Source organism: Kaistia geumhonensis, assembly GCF_030815145.1.
GTDB lineage: Bacteria > Pseudomonadota > Alphaproteobacteria > Rhizobiales > Kaistiaceae > Kaistia > Kaistia geumhonensis.
Genome location: NZ_JAUSWJ010000001.1, coordinates 881,198 through 899,329, shown reverse-complemented (window position 1 = coordinate 899,329; position 18,132 = coordinate 881,198). Strand labels below are relative to the sequence as shown.

Here is an 18,132-nt window from a genome sequence, read left to right as displayed (position 1 = left end):
CCCGCTAAGCGGACAGTCCGCTTTTTTCAGCCGTCTTCGGAGTCTGGGACAAGATGCGCACCTGGATCGATCATTTCGGGGCCGCCTGGCAGTGGTCGGCCTCGGGCGTCGTGCATCTCTTCCGCAGCGAAGTGGCCGCGCGGATGGAACTCGCCGCCGCGATCGTCGGCCTCGCCTGGCTGATCGTGCTGCGCCGCTCGCCCGCGGAAATCGGTATCTTCGTCCTGCTGGCGGCGGCGGTTCTCGCTGTCGAGGCGCTCAACACGGCGATCGAGACGATCGTCGACGAGATTTCCCCGCACCGATCGGAATTCGCCCGCCGCGCCAAGGATCTCGGCTCGGCCGCCGTCTTCTTCATGCTTGCGGCGGCCGGGCTCTATCTCGCGGGACTGACGGCGGTGAGCTTCGTCAGCCGCTGACGGGGGCGCGCAGCGGCTTCAGCGCGCCGGCCCAGCGATGAAGCTCGTCGAGCATCGATCTGGCGCTGGCCTCGATGAGATCGTTGGGGCGGAAGACACCCTCCTTGTCGATCAGCGTGCCGACCATGGGGATCGCGACGCCTTCCGGCAACGGCATCATCTTCAGCGTGGTCATGACCAGCTTCTCGGACTGCGCGGCGCGAAGACCGGCGGAGAGGCCGCCATAGCTGACGAGGCCGACCGGCTTGTAGGCCCATTCGGCGGCGAGAAAGGTCAGCGCGTTCACCAGCGAGGGCGGGGCGAAATAGTTGTATTCCGGCGTCACGAAGGCGAAGGCGTCCGCGGCGTCCACCGAGGCGCTCCACGCCTTGGTATGGTCATGCTCGTATTTCCGCAGCCGCGGATGGTGCGGCTCGTCGAAGACCGGCAGGTTGAAGTCCGCGAGGTCGACCGGAACCGGCTCGAATGCGCCATGCGCGGCGGCAAAGCCGGTGAACCAGTCCGCCACCTTGGGCCCCACGCGGCCGGGCCGCGTGCTGACGGTGACGACGTGAAGCTTCAAAGTTCCGCTCATATCCGCAATTCCCTGTTCTCTCGATGACGCTGCGCGATACGGCCGGCTTAGGATAGATCGCTGGCGGTAGACACAATGTTCGTCGCGGCAGAGCGACGCGCCGGGCATTGGCAGCGCGGGCGCGGCGCTCTATTGAAGCGCCCATCGCCGTGGCTCGCGCCCGGCCAAGGAGACGCCCATGACCGACACTCTTCCCGACCGCCTGTCGAGCGACCCCCGCAGCCCCTATCACAATGCCGAGCTGCTGGAGCGCGGCATCGGCATCCGCTTCAAGGGCGTCGAGAAAACCAATGTCGAGGAATATTGCGTCAGCGAGGGCTGGATCCGCGTCGCGGCCGGCAAGGCGCGCGACCGCTTCGGCAACCCCCTGACGATCAAGCTGACGGGCACTGTCGAGCCCTATCTCAGGGACGCCGACTCCTCGGAGTGAGCCGCCTCGCCGAGCTCGGAGAGGCCATGGCCGAGCGCGACGCGCTCGTCGAACACGAAGCAGCCGCCGCGGAAGAGGCTTTCTTCCGCCGGCATCTCCTCGAGATAGCGCAGGATGCCGCCCTTGAGGTGGTAGACCTCATCGAAGCCCTCGGCGAGCAGGAACGCGCTGGCCTTTTCGCACCGGATGCCGCCTGTGCAGAACATCGCAACGCGCTTGTGTCGCGCGGGATCGAGCGATCGGCGAACATAGTCGGGAAACTGCGAGAACTTGCGCGTTTCGGGATCCACGGCGCCCGCGAAGCTGCCCATGGCGACCTCGAAGCGGTTGCGGGTGTCGATGACGAGGACGTCGTCACTGGTGATGAGGGCGTTCCAGTCGGACGGTTCGACATAGGTGCCCGTCCGCGCTGCCGGGTCGAGCCCGGCGACGCCCAGCGTCACGATCTCCCGCTTCAGCTTCACCTTCATCCGCCGGAATGGCATCTCGGCTGCCGACGACAGCTTGACGTCGATCCCCGCGAGCCGGCCTGAAAAGGCCTCGCCATCGCGGAAATGCGCCATGAGCGACGCGATCGCATCGGCGCTGCCGGCAACCGTGCCGTTGATGCCTTCTGGTGCCAGCAGGATCGTGCCGCGGATTTCCTGCGCCGCACAGAAGGCGGCGAGTTCGGGACGCAGCTCGGCGCAGTCCGGAAGGCTGGCGAATCGATAGAAGGCGGCGACGGTGAAGGACATCGGCGGGACCGTGATGCGGGAACGGCGGCGCTGATAGCATGCCGGAATGCCGTCGCCCAAGCCTCGGGACGATCACCGTCGCTTCATTTGCGGCGCGCCCCTCAAAATCGCCGACAAGTACTCCCATATCATGGCGGTATTTTCATCGACGACGGACGATCCCATGCGATTCTGGAACCGACTGACGACCTCCCTGGCCGTTCTGGCGATTCTTCTTTCGACGAGCCTCGCTTTCGTCGACCATGCCGAGGCGCGCCGTGGCGGCAGCTTCGGCAGCCGTGGCACGCGCACATTCCAGGCGCCTCCGGCGACGCAGACTGCGCCGACGGCCGCGCAGCCGGTGCAGCGCTCCATGACACAGCCTTCGGCCACTAACCCTGCCGCTGCGCAGGCGGCTCCGGCAGCGGCAGCGCAGCGCGGCGGCTTTCTCGGCGGTTTCGGCGGCTCCATGCTGCGCGGTCTCGCCATCGGTGGCCTGATCGGACTGCTGCTCGGCCACGGCTTCGGCGGCCTCGCCGGTGCCTTCGGCATGATTCTCCAGATCGCCCTGCTGGCGCTCGGCGCCATGCTGCTTTTCCGTCTCTTCGCCGGTCGCCGGCAGCAGGCGCCCGCCATGGCGTCGGCATCGGGTCCGTCGCTGCGTGAGGCGTCCGGCCCCGACGCGCCGCGTCCGGCCTTCGGCGGTCTCGGCGGCTTCGGTCTCGGCGGCGGCGATGCGCGCCCGGCCCGCCCGGCCAATGCTCGCAACGCACATGACGAGGTCGGCATTCTCGACAGCGATCTCGACATGTTCCAGCAGCGGCTGGACGAGGTGCAGGCGGCGTTCTCGCGCGAGGACTATGCCGAGCTTCGCCGTCTGACCACGCCGGAGATCATGTCCTATCTGTCGGAAGAGTTGAGCCAGAACGCGACATCTGGCGTCCGAAACGAGGTGATCGACGTCAAGCTTCTGCAGGGCGACCTCGCCGAGGCCTGGCGAGAGGGCGATGCGGACTACGCGACGGTGGCGATGCGCTACGAGAGTCGCGACGTCATGCGTGACCGGGCAACCGGCGCCGTGGTGTCGGGCGACGCCTCCGCACCGACCGAAACGACGGAGCTGTGGACGTTTGTTCGCCGCCCGGGCGGCACCTGGCTGCTTTCGGCAATTCAGGAAAACTGATAAAATTCAGGCGGTTAGTGGCTCGGGCTGCCGATGCCTCGCGGGCGATTTCGACCGGTCGCCGAACGCCGCGGCCGCTCGTTTCGTTCAACTCTCCGCGCGAGGCGAACACTCCGGCTCGCAGGAGCGTTCGACGCGTGCTATTGGTGACGATCCACGGGTCTCGGCGGACGGTCCGCCGGGATGGCGCGTGGGCAAACGAAGGATGGGATACGGCTTGCAGGTTCTGGTCAGGGATAACAATGTCGATCAAGCGCTTCGGGTTCTCAAGAAGAAGCTGCAGCGCGAAGGCGTCTTCCGTGAGATGAAGATGCGCACGGCTTACGAGAAGCCGTCCGAGAAACGCGTTCGCGAAAAGGCTGAGGCGGTGCGCCGTGCGCGCAAGCTCGCCCGCAAGCAGGCCATCCGCGAAGGCCTGATTGCTGCGCCCAAGGTCAAGCCGAAGGTTGCAGCCGGCAAGGCTGGCCCGCGCCGCTGACGCGGCCGGTTGCCAGGGGCCGGTCCGGTCGGCGTGAGGGGGCGCCGACTGACTCCGGAGGTTTCATACCACCAGGGAGGACGATCATGGCGCAATCCGCCGGCACCCGGCAAAAGAACGATTCGAAGTCCGACAAGAAGTCGGGCACGACCGATCCCGCTCGCGCCTTGCGCGAGCGCACGGCCCGGCTGAAGGCGCTCCGCCTCGCCAAGGAGGAAGAGGACCGTATCGCGCGGGCAGCCGAGCCGCCGAAGCCCAAGGCTACGGCTCGCAAGCCGAAGGCTTGAGCGGCGCATGACGGAGCGTGCGCTGACGGCGATCGGTTTCGACGCCGACGACACGCTCTGGCAGAACGAGCAATTCTATCGCCTCACGGAAGAGCGCTTCGCGGCGCTGCTCGCACGGCACGGCGCGACCGGCGATATTGGACGCCGTCTCTTCGAGGCCGAGACCCGCAATCTCCAGCTGTATGGTTTCGGCATCAAGGGCTTCACGCTCTCGATGATCGAAACGGCGATCGAGGTGACGGAGGGGCGCGTCGATGCCGCCGTGATCCGAGAAATCCTCGATGCCGGCCGCGAGCTTCTCGCCCATCCCGTCGAGACGCTCCCCTTCGCCCGCGAGGCGATCGAGCGGCTGTCCGGCAGCTACCGGATCATCCTCATCACCAAGGGCGATCTCTTCGACCAGGAGCGCAAGCTGGCCGCATCCGGCCTCGGCGACCTCTTCGACGCGGTCGAGATCGTCAGCGATAAGTCGCCGGACACCTATCGACGCATCTTCGCTCGTCATGCCGACGGGCCGGAGCGCGCGGCCATGGTCGGCAACTCGCTGAAGTCCGACATCGTGCCTGTGCTTGAGGCGGGAGGCTACGGCATCCATGTGCCGCATCCGCTCACCTGGAGCTACGAGCATGTCGAGCCGCCGCATGGCGCCTCGCGCTTCCACGAAATCGCCGATCTCGCCGCGCTGCCCGATCTCGTCCGCGGCCTCTCGGGCTGAGGCTCACTCGGCGGCGATGGCGTTGTCGCCATAGGGCGCGCGCGGATCGCCGAACGCGGTCTCGATGCCGATATCCGGCAGGACGGCGGCGCGCTGGCCACGGATATCGACGCGCAGAACGATATGGCCGCTTTTTTCCAGATGCTTCAGCCGGCTCCGCGCTCGGCCGGTCGAATGCGTGCCCGAACGGAGCGCCAGCTGGGTGTCGGACGGGCAGGGGCCGCCATTGATCGCCGCCGCGGCGATGAGAAGGAAGGTCAGCTGCGCCTCGTCGGGGAGCGCGCGCGCGAGCTCGACCGCCCGCTGCCAGAACCCGGAATCCATGATCGTGCCGTCGCCGGCCGCCCGCGCGATGTTGAGCAGGAATCGGAACGCGGGAAGCGGCGGGACGGACGAAAGCCGCGCGATGCGGCAGCGGACGAGGAAGTCCTGGTAGAGCGCGGCCTCGGCCCGGAACGGCGCGCCGGGATCGACGACCACGGCTCGCGCCAGCGAGAGGAACTGTGTCTCGCGCTCCTCGGCGGTCAGTCCGTCGTCGGGCACTGCCGGCGCCGACGAACCTGACGTCTCCCGGCTGAGGTTGAGGCTGGCGAGGAGATCATGCGTCGAGGGAGCTGCGACCGGTGCCGGACGCGGTTCCACCGGCCGGACGAGTTCGACCGGAACCGGCGCGAGCACCAGCTCCCGCTGCGCTTCCGCCGCCTCGGCCGGCAGAGGTGTCAGCTTGGGCGTACCGGCCCGGGGCTTCGTCTCGACCTGGCCGACTGCGACAGTAATCGGGCGGCGCGTCAGCGCCGGGCCGAGCGCCACGAACTGGCCGCGCGCGAGATCGCGGAACGTCTCGGCCTGACGCCGCTCGAGGCCCAGCAGGTCGGCGGCGCGGACCATGTCGATGTCGAGGAAAGTGCGGCCCATCAGGAAGTTGGACGCCTCGGCGGCGACATTCTTGGCAAGCTTGGCGAGGCGCTGCGTGGCGATGATGCCCGCGAGGCCACGCTTGCGCCCGCGGCACATCAGATTGGTCATCGCGCCGAGCGAGAGCTTGCGCGCTTCCTCCGAAACCTCGCCGCCGACCGCAGGCGCGAAGAGCTGCGCCTCGTCGACGACGACCAGCATCGGAAACCAGTGTTCCCGATCGGCATCGAACAGCGCGTTCAGGAACGTTCCCGCCGCGCGCATCTGCATATCGACATCGAGGCTTTCGAGATTGAGCACCGCCGAGACGCGGTGCTGCCGCACGCGGCCGGCGATGACCTCGAGTTCGCCGAGCCCGCGCTCCGCGTCGAGAACGACATGGCCGAAGCGCTCGGCGAGGCTGACGAAATCGCCTTCCGGATCGATGATCAGCTGCTGGACATGGGCGGCGCTCTGCTCCAGCAGGCGCCGCAGCAGATGCGACTTTCCCGAGCCCGAATTGCCCTGGACGAGCAATCGGGTCGCGAGCAGTTCCTCGACGTCCATCATCGCCGGCGCGTCGGGGACGCCGGCGCCGGCGATCCTGCCGAGCTCGATATTCATGCCTGATCCATCCTTGCGGTGAACCTATCATGGCGGAGCGTGGCGGATGCCTGCAATGCCGTCGCAGGCGCGGCCGATCCACAGAAAGGAGCCATTGCCGCAGCCGGGCGTTGCGGAGCATCGTATGCATCCGCCACACCTGCCGGGAGACTGCCATGGTCAAGGTCGTCGGGATCGACCATCTCGTGATTCGCGTGGGAGACTACGAGCGCTCGAAGCGCTTCTACGACCGCCTGTTCACTTTTCTCGGCTTCGAGGTGCTCGGCGATTACGGCGACCAGATCGGCTGGACGAACGGCAGGACGCGGTTCTGGATCGGGGAGGCCGACGAGGAGGGCAAGCGCCATCCCCATCGCGTCGGCAATATCGGTTTCCACCACTATGCCTTCGAACTCGAAAGCAGGGAGGACGTCGATGCGCTGCAAGCCTTCCTGGAGCAGGAGGGGACGACCATCGTCGACCCTGCCGGCGAATATTACGACGACTACTATGCCGTGTTCTTCCTCGATCCTGATGGCCTGAAGCTCGAAGGGATGAAGTGGGGCGCGCGCACGCAGGCCGCCAAAGGCGCTGCGAAGGGCTGATCCGGCCCGGTCCTATGGCGACTCCGGTGCGCGTCTTGCATACCTTGATCTGCAATCTGCATGCAGACCGAGGAAAGCGATGTCCGAACACGTCCTGAAAGCCGGCCCCGAAACCATCGTCTGGGGCCGCTTTTCCGCCGAAACCCCGCCGGTTCTGACTGTCGCCTCCGGCGATCGTGTCGTGGTCGAGACACTGTCGGGGCCGCCCGGGCTGCTTCCGCCGGACGATAGCAGCATGACCGTCGCGCCCGCGCTCCACGCGATCCATGCCGCCAATCTGCCCATTCGCTTCGGGCACCTGCTCACCGGTCCGATCGCCATCGCCGACGCCGAGCCAGGCGACATGCTGGAAGTGCGCATCGAGGCGATCGAACCCGGCGCCGACTGGGGTTTCAACGCGATCGTGCCTTTCGAAGGCACGCTGCCTGACGACTTCATCCTGCCCGATCTCGATCTGATGCATATCCCGATCGATCTCGAAAAGAAGACCTGCGCGCTGCCTTTCGGCCCCGAACTGCCGCTGGCGCCCTTTTTCGGCGTGATGGGCGTGGCGCCGCCGCCGGTCTATGGCGAACTCTCCTCGCGCGAGCCGCGGCTTCATGGCGGCAATCTGGACAACAAGGACCTCGGCGCCGGCTCGACGCTGTTCCTGCCCGTTTTTGTGCCGGGTGCGAATTTCCTGGTCGGCGACGGCCATGGACTGCAGGGCCATGGCGAGGTCTGCGTGACGGCGCTCGAGACAGCGCTGACCGGGACCTTCACCTTCGTCCTGCACAAGAAGACCGGGACGGAACCGCGCATCGGTCTGCCGCGTGCCGAAACGCCGACGGCCTACATGACCATGGGCTTCTCGGCCGATCTCGACGAGGCGATGCGCATCGCGGTGCGCGAGATGCTCGACCTGATCACGGAGCGTCTCGGCATCACGCGAAGCGAAGCCTATCGCCTCGCTTCGCTCGCTGCCGACTTCCACGTCACGCAGACGGTCAATGGCCAGAACGGCATCCACGGCCTGCTGCCGAAGAGCGTCATCGGCTGACCGGCAACGCTCAGGCCAGCACTTCCTCCAGCGCGGTCCGCACCTCCTGCCAGTCATAGGGCTTGCGGACGGTGGGGATCGCCTCGAAGCCGGGCAGGAGGGCGGAGCGGTCGTTGTAGCCGGTGGCGAAGATGAACGGGATGCCGCGCCGCGTCAGTTCCTTCGCGACCTCCGCCGACGTGTCGTCGCCGAGATTGATGTCGAGCATCGCGACATCCGGCAGGGTGGTTTCGATGCGCCGGAGCGCATCGGCCACCGAAGCCGCGGTGATGATGTCCGTGATGCCGTTGTCGATGAGCATCGCCTCGGCATCCATGGCGATGAGCATCTGGTCTTCGACCAGCAGGATCGTCAGGCCGGCGGCCAGGACCGGCCGATGGGTGCCCGCCGCGAGAGAAGAGGCGGCAACGACACCCGGCGCCTCCGCATTGGCAATGTGCCGCGCCGGAATCTCGAACCGCGCGAGAACGCCGGCGACGGGATAGGCGATGTCGCTGCGCCCCCCGAGATCGAAGGGGATGCTACGATTGATGAGCGCGGAGCCGAAGCCGCGCCGCGCGGGTTCGCGCACCGCCGGGCCGCCGCTCTCCTCCCAGAGGATCGCGCAGTTGCCTTCCTCGGTCAGCGACCATGTGACCGCAAGCGCGCCCTCGGCCACCGAGAGCGCGCCATATTTGGTCGCGTTGGTCGCCATCTCGTGCAGCACCAGCGCCATCACCGAGAGCGCCCGCGAATCGAGCCAGGCGGGCGGTCCCTCGAGGCTGATCCGCGCCTTGCCGCCCTGATAGGGCAGAAGCTCGGCCTCGATCAGGCCACGCAGGAGGCCGCCGCCATCGCCGCGGACGATCTGGTCATGCGCGATCGACAGCGCCTGGATTCGACCCTTCAGAGTGCCGACATAGTCCTCCAGCGTCTGCCGGCCGGTGGCCGGATGGCCGACGACCGACTTGATGACCGCGAGGATGTTCTTGACGCGGTGGTTCAACTCCTCGTTGAGCATGCGCTGCCGGGTATCGGCCTTGGCGCGCTCGCCGGCGAGGATCTCCGTATGACGGAGTGCTACCTCGACCATCGCTGACCGGAGCGCCTCTGCGCTCTCGCGCTCGAGTTCCGTCCACGGTGCGGACTGCAGCCGCACGGTCTGCTTCCAGATTTCGAAGCTCTTGCGCGGCGTCAGACGGTCACCGAGCGGACCGGACTCGTAGGTCTTTTCGGGGTTGCCGCCCCAGTTGATCGTCTGAACGATCTCGCGGCGGAAGAAGACCAGATAGTCGCGCGGAAGCTGGGAGATGGGCACTGCCATGAGCCCGGAAACCTGCTCGGCATAGGCTTCCGCGACTGGCAGCCGCTCGGCGAGGCAATGCGTCGCGAAGACGCGACCATCGGCGACGCCCGTTAGGAAGCGGTGGAGAGACGGCAGCGCGTCCGTGGGCGGGGTAATGCCCGCGGCGTGCCACTCGCCGTCGACGACGAGGCCGATCCCGTCGCAGGGAACGAGCGCGGCGAGCGCGGAGAGATTGTCGCGCAGCAGTTCCGGAACGCTTGTCTGCTGCGATCTGGCGCTCAGCAGGTTGGCCAGTGTCCGTCGTGCCTCGAGCGCCACGCCGAGCGACTGCCGCTGCTGGAGCGACTTGAGATGAAGCGAGACGAAGTCGCTGAGGATTTCTCCTGCCACGCGCTGTGCCATGGAGAGCCGGCGCGGGGAGTAGTGATGACAGGCGATGAGGCCCCAGAGCTCGCCGTCGACAATGATCGAAATCGACATCGAGGCGCTCACGCCCATGTTGCGCAGATATTCGCAATGGATCGGCGAGACGGCCCTGAGATGGGCGAAGGAAAGATCGAGCGGCTCGCCCGATGCGTCGAGCTGCGGGATGATCGGGACGCGCTCGAAATCGATGTCCACGATGACGCGGACCGTATTGCGCAGATAGAGCAGCCGCGCCTGGCGCGGGATGTCGCTCGCCGGAAACCACTGGCCCCGGAAGCTCTCGAGATCGGTGCGCTTCGCCTCGCTGACCACCTGGCCGGCGCCGTCATGGCCGAGGCGGTAGACCATCACCCGGTCATAACCGAAGGCGCCTCGCACGAGCCGCGGCACGAGCGCCAGAAGCTGGTCCAGGTCGTTGACTGCCCTCAGCCGCGCGATGAGCGAACGCGCAATCTCCAGAGGCGGCCGCGATTGCACCGGCGCCGGCTCGATCTCGATGATCCCGACCGACTTGAAGCTGTGCAGAGCGATATCGACCGGTCCGGCCGGACCCGCCGCGAGGCTCGTCAGCAGGGCCGGCCGCGCTGGATCGGTGGCACCAGCGATGGCGCTGCGCAGGAAGTCGGATGTTTCGCGGCCGAAGACGTCGTCGAGCGGCCGGCGCGCCAGATCGCCGCCATACCGCAGCATGGCGGGTGCATTGGCGGAATGCCGGACGATCGTGTTCAGCGATGCGTCGCAGGCGAGCAGGCAGCCATGCGGCTGGATGCTCCCCGGGATGTGGATCGGCTCGCGATCGCAATTGGTGAGATCGACGGTTTCGAACTCAGACATCGCCGGCCGATCCGAAGGCTCGGGCCGCAAATGCGAACATCGCGTTCGCCGAGGCGACAGCCTCGCCGAAGTCGAAGGGCTCGGTCGCTTCCAGAACGTCGAGGAACGCTCTCCAGCGCGTGCTCGACGCCTGGATCGCGAGATGGCGAGCCGCGAAGCCGTCACCGAGGCCGAGTCCCGCCGCGCGCGCATGGAGCAGCCGCGCGCCGAGCGCGGAGCCTTCGACGACATAACAGACGCCGAGCGCCTCGGACGGGCTTTGCGGACGGCGCGGGGCGCGGGAGGCCGGTTGCGCGGCCAGACCCAAATCTGCGCAGTCGTGGGACAAGGCCGGCGAGAGCGGTGTCAGCGACCAGGCGAGCCCCGATGCCGCCGGATCGATGTCGTCGATGGCTTCACGGAAGCGACGCTGCCCGGCGAGATAGCGCCGGTAGTCCGCAAGGCCGGACCAGGAACCGATAAGATCGTCGAGAGTTTGGTGCGCGGCCCGCGTCGCCTCTCGAAGCTGCATGCGCCGGGTCGTACCGGCTGCGACGGCTATGTTCACGTGAGCTTCTCTCAGGCCGCTCCGGGGACGGCAATGGTGTGAGCGGCCATCCGGCTGTGATCGCCGGAAAAGGACGTGGCCATGACGAAGGCCAGTCCTGCCAACGCGCGGCTTTCTCGATGGTTCCGGCCGACCGCGCGATGCGTCCCGTCGTCGCCCTCCGCATCTTTCGCACGGTCATCTCAGGAGCCGGTCTTGCAAAACCGGCGCAATCGGTCCAGTAAGTGTTATGTTATAACATAACGTATCGAGCATCCCGATGATCGACCCTGCTTCCGACCGGCGCCTGCCGGTGACCGTGCTCTCCGGCTTTCTCGGTGCCGGCAAGACGACGCTGTTGAATCATGTCCTCAACAATCGGGACGGCCGCCGCGTCGCGGTGATCGTCAACGACATGTCCGAGGTGAATATCGACGCCGATCTGGTCCGCGATGGCGGCGGTGATCTCTCGCGGACGGACGAGCAACTGGTCGAGATGACCAATGGCTGCATCTGCTGCACGCTGCGCGACGATCTGCTCAGAGAGGTCCGCCGCCTCGCACGGGAGGACCGCTTCGATGCCTTGCTGATCGAGGGCACCGGCATTGCCGAGCCGCTGCCGGTGGCAGCGACCTTCGACTTCCGTGACGAGGAGGGGTTCTCGCTCTCCGATATCGCGCGGCTCGATGCGATGGTGACGGTCGTCGATGCCGTGAACCTGCTGGCCGACTATTCGTCGCAAGACCTGCTCGCCGAGCGCGGCACGACCGCCGGCCCCGACGACGACCGGACGCTGGCCGACCTCTTGGTCGAGCAGATCGAGTTCGCCGACATCGTCGTCATCAACAAGGTGCGCGATGTCACGCCGGAACGGCTCGCCGACGTGCGACGCGTCGTGCGCGGCCTCAACGCCGACGCGCGGATCATCGAGACCGAGTTCAGCGCCGCACCGCTGGACCTCATCCTCGACACCGGCCTCTATGACGAGGAGCGCTCGCGCACGCATCCGCTCTGGATGAAGGAACTCTACGGCTTCGCCGACCACGTCCCGGAGACGGAGGAATATGGCATCCGCTCCTTCGTCTACCGTGCGCGCCGCCCCTTTCATCCGGCGAAGCTGCATGCGGCGCTGGCCAGGGGCTTTTCCGGCGTCTTGCGGGCCAAGGGCCATTTCTGGCTCGCGACCCGGCCGTCCTGGGCGGCCGAACTCTCGATTGCCGGCTCGATCCTGCGCACCGAGGGGCGCGGCTACTGGTGGGCTGCCATGCCGCGCGAGCGCTGGCCCAACGATCCCGAAGCCGTCTCGACCATGCGCCGGCACTGGAACGCGGTCTGGGGCGACCGGCGGCAGGAACTCGTCTTCATCGGAGGCCCGGCCATGGACGAGGCGGCGATCCGCTCCATCCTCGACGACTGCCTCCATGGCAGCGTCACGACAGGGATCACCGCCGCCGCGTCCGCGCTCGACGACCCTTTCCCGGCCTGGGGCAGGGCGGCCTGAGCGGCCCGTTCACTCGCCCCGGTCGTGGAAGAAATCATAGATGGTCTGCGCCATCTGTGCCGAGACGCCGGGGACGGCGAGCAGATCGGGGACGCTGGCGCGGCTGACCGCCTTGGCGGTGCCGAAATGGGCGAGGAGGGCGCGCTTGCGGGTCGGGCCGATGCCGCCGATCTCGTCCAGCGGATTGGCGGTGAAGGCCGCCTTTCGCTTGGCGCGGTGCGAGCCGATGACGAAGCGATGCGCCTCGTCGCGCATCCGTTGCACGAAATAGAGCACCGGATCGCGGGGTTGCATCATGAACGGTTCGCGGTCGGGGACGAAGAAGGTCTCGCGCCCGGCGTCGCGGTCCGGACCCTTGGCGATGCCGACCAGCGGCACCTGCTCGGTGAGGCCGAGTTCGTCGAGGATGCCCTTCGCAGCCGAAAGCTGGCCCTGGCCGCCGTCGATGAAGACGAGGTCCGGCCATGGCCCGAACCCGTCCTCGTCGCGCGGCGCGGCTTCGCGGCTGCCATGCTCCTTCACGAGCCGCGAGAAGCGACGCGTCAGCACCTCCCGCATCATCCCGAAATCGTCGCCCGGAGTGATCTCCTCCGAGCGGATATTGAACTTGCGGTACTGGTTCTTCACGAAGCCGCGCGGGCCCGCGACGATCATGGCGCCGACGGCGTTCGTGCCCATGATGTGGCTGTTGTCGTAGACCTCGATCCGGCGCGGCGGCGACTCGAGCCCGAAGGTCGTGCCGACGCCTTCCAGCAGCCGCGCCTGGCTTGACGTCTCGGCGAGGTTGCGGCCGAGCGCCTCGCGCGCATTGGCGAGCGCATGATCGACGAGGTCCTTCTTCTCGCCGCGCTTGGGCACCGCGATCTCGACCTTGTGGCCGGCATGCTCGGCGAGCGCCTCGGCCAGAAGCTCCGTCTCCTCGATCTCGTGGCTGATCAGGATCAGGCGCGGACAGGGCTTGTCCTCGTAGAACTGGGCCAGGAAGGCCGACAGCACCTCGCCCGGGCCGAGCGATTTGTCGGCGCGCGGATAGAAGGCGTGGTTGCCCCAGTTCTGGCCGGTGCGGAAGAAGAAGACCTGGACGCAGCTCTGCCCGCCCTCCTGATGGACGGCGACGACGTCGGCCTCCTCGACGCCCTGCGGATTGATGCCCTGATAGGACTGGACATGGCTGAGCGCGGCCAGGCGGTCGCGATAGATCGCCGCTCGCTCGAAATCGAGGTCGGCGCTGGCCGCGGTCATCGCCTCGGCGAGTTCGGTCCGGATCGCCGAGGATTTTCCGGACAGGAACCCCTTCGCCTCGCGCACCAGCTCGGCGTAGTCCTCCAGTGCGATCTCGCGCGTGCAGGGGCCGCTGCAGCGCTTGATCTGGAAGAGAAGGCAAGGCCGCGTGCGTGCCTCGTAGACGCTGTCGGTGCAGGTGCGGATCAGGAAGGCGCGCTGCATCGCCGTAACCGTGTTGCCGACGGCGCCCGCCGAAGCGAAGGGTCCGAAATACTCGCCCTTGCGCGTGCGCGCGCCGCGATGCTTCACGAGCTGGGGCGCCTCGTGATCGGTGATCAGGATATAGGGAAACGACTTGTCGTCGCGCAGCAGCACGTTGAAGCGCGGGCGCAGGCGCTTGATGAGATTCGCCTCGAGCAGCAGCGCCTCGGTCTCGGTACGCGTCGTGACGAATTCCATCGTGGCGGTCTGCTGGATCATGCGGATGATCCGGTTCGACTGCAGGCCGATGCGGGTGTAGCTGGTGACGCGCTTCTTGAGATTGCGGGCCTTGCCGACATAGAGCACCGCGCCGTTCGCATCGAACATGCGATAGACGCCCGGCGCATTGGGCAGGCGCTTGACGAAGTCGGCGATCACCGCCGCTCCCTGGCCACGCGGCGTTAGTTCGCCGCCCGCCTCGAAGGGCACCATGGCTTCGACGGCGCCCGCCTCGTCGGAGGCGGCGTCCGCCTCCACGGGGGCGACCGGCTCCTCCTCCTCCATCGTGACGCCTTCGAGCAGCGCGCCCTCGGGCAGCGCGTTCTCGTCGTCGGCGTCGGCAGGCGGCTTCCGCGGGTCGTTCGGGGCAGGCAACTTGTTCACTCTTTGATCCCTACGACGTCCGGTGTCTCCCAGGCAAGATGCTGGCCGCCATCGAGCGCGATCATCTGGCCGGTGATCGAGCGCGTCTCGTAGAGATAGGTGATGGTCCGGCCGAATTCCGACAGCTCGGGACCATGGCGAAGCGGCACCGCCTCGGCCTGGCGGCGGAAATCCTCGGCGTCCTGTCGCACCGAGGCTATGGTCGGTCCTGGTCCGATGGCATTGACTCGAATGCGCGGCGCCAGCGCCTGCGCCAACGTGCGCGTCGCGGTCAGCAGGCCGGACTTCGAAAGCTGGTAGGACATGTAGAAAGGCGTGGGCTTCCACGCGCGCTGGTCGACGATGTTGACGACGAGGCCCTGCTCGTTTTCCGGCAGCGCCGCTGCGAACGCATCGGCGAGTAGCACCGGCGCGGTGAGATTGACGGCGAGCTGGCGCTGGAACAGAGCGGCGTCGAAGGCGCCGATGCCGTCGGCCTCGAACATCGAAGCGTTGTTGACGAGAAGCGTCGGCGCACCGAGCGCCTTCGCTGCCTCGGTCACGATGGCCGGCACGCCGGAAAGATTGGAGAGATCGGCCACGATCACCGCGGCGCGCCCGCCCTTGCCGCGGATCGCCTTCGCCAGCGCATCCGCATCGTCTCGCGAGCGATTGCAGTGGATGGCGACACCGAACCCGGCCGCCGCCAGATCCTCGGCGATGGCACGCCCGATCCGCCGGGCCGCGCCGGTCACCAGCGCGACGCGCCTCTCATTCGACATGCCCGATACCTCTCTGTCGCCGGAAGCGGAACATAGGGCGGCGGGATGCGTTCGGTAACCCTTGTCGCGCGACGCAGGGACCGGCGGTCAGCGCGCGTAGGCTGTTCCCCTGAACAGCGCCGCGTGCAGCGCGTTCCAGCTTTCCTCGTCGGGCGTGCAGAGCAGGCCGCCGGAGCGGTGCAGCGGCGAATACGCGCTGCCGTCATATCGGCGCGAATAGCCGCCGGCCTCGCGATGCAGCAGCCACCCGGCGGCGTGGTCCCAGACCATCAGCTTGCTGAAGCAGGAGAAATGCGCGTGGCCGCCGGCGATGAGCCGATATTCGTGCGCCGCGCAGCGATAATTGGCGACCGCAGCGACGCTGGCGCAATTGGCCGCCAGCTGCGAACGCAGCGGTTCGTCCAGCAGCCACCACGCGCAGAAGCCGACCATCTCGTCGACCGGCTTCGGCTTCGCGACCTTGAGATCGACGCGGCTGCCGTCGCGCGTCTCGGTCCATGCGCCTTCGCCACTGAGCGCCACCGACCAGTCGCCGCCGATCGGGTCGAGAATGACGCCCCCCACCACCTCGCCCTTCGCGACGACGCCGGCCATGACGCCGAACAGCGTCAGCCCCGAAGCGAAGTTGCGCGTGCCGTCGACCGGATCGATGACGAAAGCGAGGTCGGCATCGTCGAGCGCGTCGAGAAGCTGCTCGCCATGCTCGGAGACCGCCTCTTCGCCGAGCACCAGCGCGCCGGGGAAGGCCTTCGCGAGCGCAGCCGTGATCGCCTTCTCCGCCGCGACATCGGCATCGGTGACGAGATCTTCGGCCGAGGTTTTCTCGCGCACGGCGCCGTCGGCGAGTCGGCGGAAGCGCGGCAGGATCTCGGCGGCCGCCGCTTCGTCCAGGATAGTCGCCAGTGTCGCCGCATCGCGCGCGGAAAAGCTCATCGGGAAATCCTTCCAGTCTTCTGTTCTGCGGGGGGCTCTCGCCGCCGTGTCGGCGTCAGGCCTTGGGCTTCGTTTCGAGGAAGCCGGGCTCATGCGAGAATTCCGCGAACCAGGTCGCGAGCGCCGGATTCGTGTCGCGCCACTCCGTGCCGAAGCGCAGATCGAGATAGCCGAGCGCACAGCCGAGCGCGATATGGCCGATATGGAGAGGCCCGGAAAGATCGCTCGCCTCGAAGGCGGCGAGGCCACGCGCGACCTTGTCGGCCTGATGTGAGGCCCAGCGTTCGCTGCGAAGACCTTCGTCCCGCCAGCGCTTCTCGTAGACCTGTAGAAGCGCGGCATCCATGACGCCGTCGGCCAGCGCCTGCATCGTCAGTGCCGGGAAGCGCAGGGCCGGATCGGCCGGAATGACGCCGCCGCCCGCGATATGGTCGAGATATTCGACGATCACGCGCGAATCGTAGAGCACCTGACCGTCTTCCAGGATCAGTGCGGGAATCTTGCCGAGCGGATTTTGCGCGCGCAGCGTGTCGGAAGGATCGGTCGTGTCGGCATTGACGATCTCGATCTGGTCCATAAGCCCGAGACGGTAGGCGACGAGCTTCACCTTGCGGCCGAATGGCGACGCGGGAGAGGAGCGGAGAGTCAGCATCGGGCGATCCGTATCGATAATCAGCGCACCGGCGGCATCACGACGCTCGGCCGGCGGCAGGCATTGCGATCGACCTCGGGGCAGGGGCGGAAGGCGAGACCGCGCGTCATGCAGAGGCGGACCTCGCTGAGGCGGCGGGAGTTGCAGACGACGGCGAAGCCGTCGCGCGGCAGGCCGGGATTCGCCTTGAGAAAGGCCGTTTCGATGGCCTGCGGCGAGACGGTCAGCGGGTCGTCGAGATCGACGAAGGCCGTGGGGATGTTGACTGCGGCGCGCGCGGCGCGGACGAGCGAGAAGTAATCGGTCTGGTCGAGGCCGGAACAGGTCCCGTGCTTGCGCCACTCGTGACGGATAAGCGAAGGGCTCGGCATGAGGTCGAGCATCGCGTCGACGGTGCGGCGCGGCACGCGGGTCTCGTCGACCGAGCAATCGCTCGGATAGCCCCGCTCATATTGTGGCCAGAGACCGTGCACGACGAAGGCATAGGGCCGCCCGCCGCACTGGATGCGGTCGGTCCGGCCCTCGCCGAGGCAATAGGTCGGCGACCAGGACAGTGACAGGACGTAGAAATCGAAATCGCCCGGACGATCCTCGGCCGCGGCTGTCACCAGCCCGGCGAGAAGCCCGAACAGGATGGTCAGGGCCCCGAGCCCGCAGCGCATGCGCGCGCCTCCGCGCTTCTCGACGAGGGCCGCTTACTCCGCCGCGGCGCGGACCGTGCGGCAGTACCCGTCATAGACGCGCCACGGATCCTGGTTGGGGAAGCAGAACTCGACGCCCCAGCCGATCGAAGCGACGCCCTGCCGTTCCTCGATGAGGTAGTAGAGGTCGTCCGGGTGCCCGTTTGAAAGCTCGACCCGCGCGTGGCAGAACCGGCGATCGATCAGGCCCGGATTGGCCGGCTCCCACCGCGTCTGGTCGATGCGATGAACCGCACCGATCGCGAGATCGTTACCCCAGGTCTTCACATTGGCCGTGTGGTAGCGGCTGGAGATCTGGCGGATCACCGACGGCTCGTCGCAGAGCGGAACCTTGCCGCGGCTCCATGAGCCGACGGTGACGCTCGGATCGTCGAGCGAACGGGATCCCGCGATGGCGGCCGGGGCGCCGACGGCGGCGAGAAGGGCGAGGGCGATGACGGCGCGCAGCATGGCGGCGACTCCCGAGCGAGGCTTGAGACCGG

General features: G+C 67.3%; 20 protein-coding genes. 9 read left to right on the top strand and 11 right to left on the bottom strand.

All coding sequences use genetic code 11. The features are described from left to right. Positions 1 to 53 precede the first annotated feature (53 nt). A complete protein-coding gene (locus QO015_RS04170; RefSeq protein WP_266281256.1) occupies positions 54 to 419 on the top strand; it encodes a diacylglycerol kinase in 366 nt (121 codons plus the stop codon). Here QO015_RS04170 and QO015_RS04165 read toward each other — a convergent pair. Further along, entirely contained in the window at positions 409 to 993 is a 585-nt protein-coding gene (locus QO015_RS04165) for an NADPH-dependent FMN reductase (RefSeq protein WP_266281258.1), read from the bottom strand. The two genes, QO015_RS04170 and QO015_RS04165, sit on opposite strands and share 11 nt — an antisense overlap. 178 nt (positions 994 to 1,171) lie before the next feature. Here QO015_RS04165 and QO015_RS04160 point away from each other — a divergent pair, with 178 nt between their 5' ends. After that, positions 1,172 to 1,423, top strand: a complete 252-nt coding sequence (locus QO015_RS04160) for a DUF3297 family protein (RefSeq protein WP_266281259.1) — start codon at positions 1,172 to 1,174, stop codon at positions 1,421 to 1,423. Here the strand turns inward: QO015_RS04160 and trhO are convergent. Then, positions 1,393 to 2,160: an oxygen-dependent tRNA uridine(34) hydroxylase TrhO gene (gene trhO / locus QO015_RS04155; RefSeq protein WP_266281260.1), complete on the bottom strand. Its 768-nt coding sequence runs from the start codon at positions 2,158 to 2,160 to the stop codon at positions 1,393 to 1,395. The two genes, QO015_RS04160 and trhO, sit on opposite strands and share 31 nt — an antisense overlap. A 163-nt stretch (positions 2,161 to 2,323) precedes the next feature. Between trhO and QO015_RS04150 the strand changes: the two genes are divergently transcribed. The 4 genes from QO015_RS04150 to QO015_RS04135 all read left to right on the top strand — a co-directional run bounded on the left by QO015_RS04150 (position 2,324) and on the right by QO015_RS04135 (position 4,802). Next, the gene (locus QO015_RS04150) at positions 2,324 to 3,322 is read left to right on the top strand and encodes a Tim44 domain-containing protein (RefSeq protein WP_266281261.1); all 999 of its coding nucleotides are present in this window, start codon (positions 2,324 to 2,326) and stop codon (positions 3,320 to 3,322) included. Positions 3,323 to 3,539: 217 nt separating this feature from the next. Continuing rightward, positions 3,540 to 3,800 (top strand): 30S ribosomal protein S21, encoded by a 261-nt coding sequence (gene rpsU, locus QO015_RS04145; RefSeq protein ID WP_266281262.1) that lies wholly within the window; start codon positions 3,540 to 3,542, stop codon positions 3,798 to 3,800. A gap of 86 nt (positions 3,801 to 3,886) precedes the next feature. After that, on the top strand, positions 3,887 to 4,087 hold the full coding sequence (locus tag QO015_RS04140; RefSeq protein WP_266281264.1) for a hypothetical protein: 201 nt from the start codon (positions 3,887 to 3,889) through the stop codon (positions 4,085 to 4,087). Positions 4,088 to 4,094: 7 nt separating this feature from the next. Then, complete coding sequence (locus tag QO015_RS04135; RefSeq protein ID WP_266281266.1) at positions 4,095 to 4,802, top strand: HAD family hydrolase; 708 nt, start codon at positions 4,095 to 4,097, stop codon at positions 4,800 to 4,802. A gap of 3 nt (positions 4,803 to 4,805) precedes the next feature. Here the strand turns inward: QO015_RS04135 and QO015_RS04130 are convergent, their stop codons facing one another. Further along, positions 4,806 to 6,320 carry an ATP-binding protein gene (locus QO015_RS04130; protein WP_266281268.1) on the bottom strand — a complete coding sequence of 505 codons (1,515 nt, stop codon included), beginning with the start codon at positions 6,318 to 6,320 and terminating at the stop codon, positions 4,806 to 4,808. 155 nt (positions 6,321 to 6,475) lie between these two features. On the opposite strand from QO015_RS04130, the gene QO015_RS04125 reads away from it, so the two are divergent. Together QO015_RS04125 and QO015_RS04120 are read left to right on the top strand one after the other, a co-directional pair. Continuing rightward, positions 6,476 to 6,904 carry a VOC family protein gene (locus QO015_RS04125; protein ID WP_266281270.1) on the top strand — a complete coding sequence of 143 codons (429 nt, stop codon included), beginning with the start codon at positions 6,476 to 6,478 and terminating at the stop codon, positions 6,902 to 6,904. Positions 6,905 to 6,983: 79 nt separating this feature from the next. Beyond that, on the top strand, positions 6,984 to 7,943 hold the full coding sequence (locus QO015_RS04120; protein ID WP_266281272.1) for an acetamidase/formamidase family protein: 960 nt from the start codon (positions 6,984 to 6,986) through the stop codon (positions 7,941 to 7,943). A gap of 10 nt (positions 7,944 to 7,953) precedes the next feature. On the opposite strand, the gene QO015_RS04115 is transcribed toward QO015_RS04120, so the two are convergent. Beyond that, positions 7,954 to 10,488 (bottom strand): HWE histidine kinase domain-containing protein, encoded by a 2,535-nt coding sequence (locus tag QO015_RS04115; protein ID WP_266281273.1) that lies wholly within the window; start codon positions 10,486 to 10,488, stop codon positions 7,954 to 7,956. Further along, positions 10,481 to 11,035, bottom strand: a complete 555-nt coding sequence (locus QO015_RS04110) for a biliverdin-producing heme oxygenase (protein WP_266281274.1) — start codon at positions 11,033 to 11,035, stop codon at positions 10,481 to 10,483. The genes QO015_RS04115 and QO015_RS04110 overlap by 8 nt, the downstream gene beginning before the upstream one ends. Positions 11,036 to 11,294: 259 nt before the next feature. On the opposite strand from QO015_RS04110, the gene QO015_RS04105 reads away from it, so the two are divergent. Continuing rightward, positions 11,295 to 12,515 carry a GTP-binding protein gene (locus QO015_RS04105; protein ID WP_266281275.1) on the top strand — a complete coding sequence of 407 codons (1,221 nt, stop codon included), beginning with the start codon at positions 11,295 to 11,297 and terminating at the stop codon, positions 12,513 to 12,515. Positions 12,516 to 12,524: 9 nt separating this feature from the next. Here QO015_RS04105 and uvrC read toward each other — a convergent pair whose 3' ends face one another. The 6 genes from uvrC to QO015_RS04075 all read right to left on the bottom strand — a co-directional run bounded on the left by uvrC (position 12,525) and on the right by QO015_RS04075 (position 18,100). Further along, entirely contained in the window at positions 12,525 to 14,504 is a 1,980-nt protein-coding gene (uvrC, locus tag QO015_RS04100) for an excinuclease ABC subunit UvrC (RefSeq protein WP_370877447.1), read from the bottom strand. 95 nt (positions 14,505 to 14,599) lie between these two features. Beyond that, complete coding sequence (locus QO015_RS04095; protein ID WP_266281276.1) at positions 14,600 to 15,364, bottom strand: SDR family oxidoreductase; 765 nt, start codon at positions 15,362 to 15,364, stop codon at positions 14,600 to 14,602. An 87-nt stretch (positions 15,365 to 15,451) separates the two neighbouring features. Next, on the bottom strand, positions 15,452 to 16,297 hold the full coding sequence (locus QO015_RS04090; protein WP_266281277.1) for an inositol monophosphatase family protein: 846 nt from the start codon (positions 16,295 to 16,297) through the stop codon (positions 15,452 to 15,454). Between the two features lie 55 nt (positions 16,298 to 16,352). After that, positions 16,353 to 16,949: a glutathione S-transferase gene (locus QO015_RS04085; RefSeq protein WP_266281278.1), complete on the bottom strand. Its 597-nt coding sequence runs from the start codon at positions 16,947 to 16,949 to the stop codon at positions 16,353 to 16,355. 20 nt (positions 16,950 to 16,969) lie between these two features. Then, positions 16,970 to 17,611, bottom strand: a complete 642-nt coding sequence (locus QO015_RS04080) for a ribonuclease T2 family protein (protein ID WP_266281279.1) — start codon at positions 17,609 to 17,611, stop codon at positions 16,970 to 16,972. A gap of 33 nt (positions 17,612 to 17,644) precedes the next feature. Beyond that, positions 17,645 to 18,100 (bottom strand): hypothetical protein, encoded by a 456-nt coding sequence (locus QO015_RS04075; RefSeq protein WP_266281280.1) that lies wholly within the window; start codon positions 18,098 to 18,100, stop codon positions 17,645 to 17,647. Positions 18,101 to 18,132: the final 32 nt, after the last annotated feature.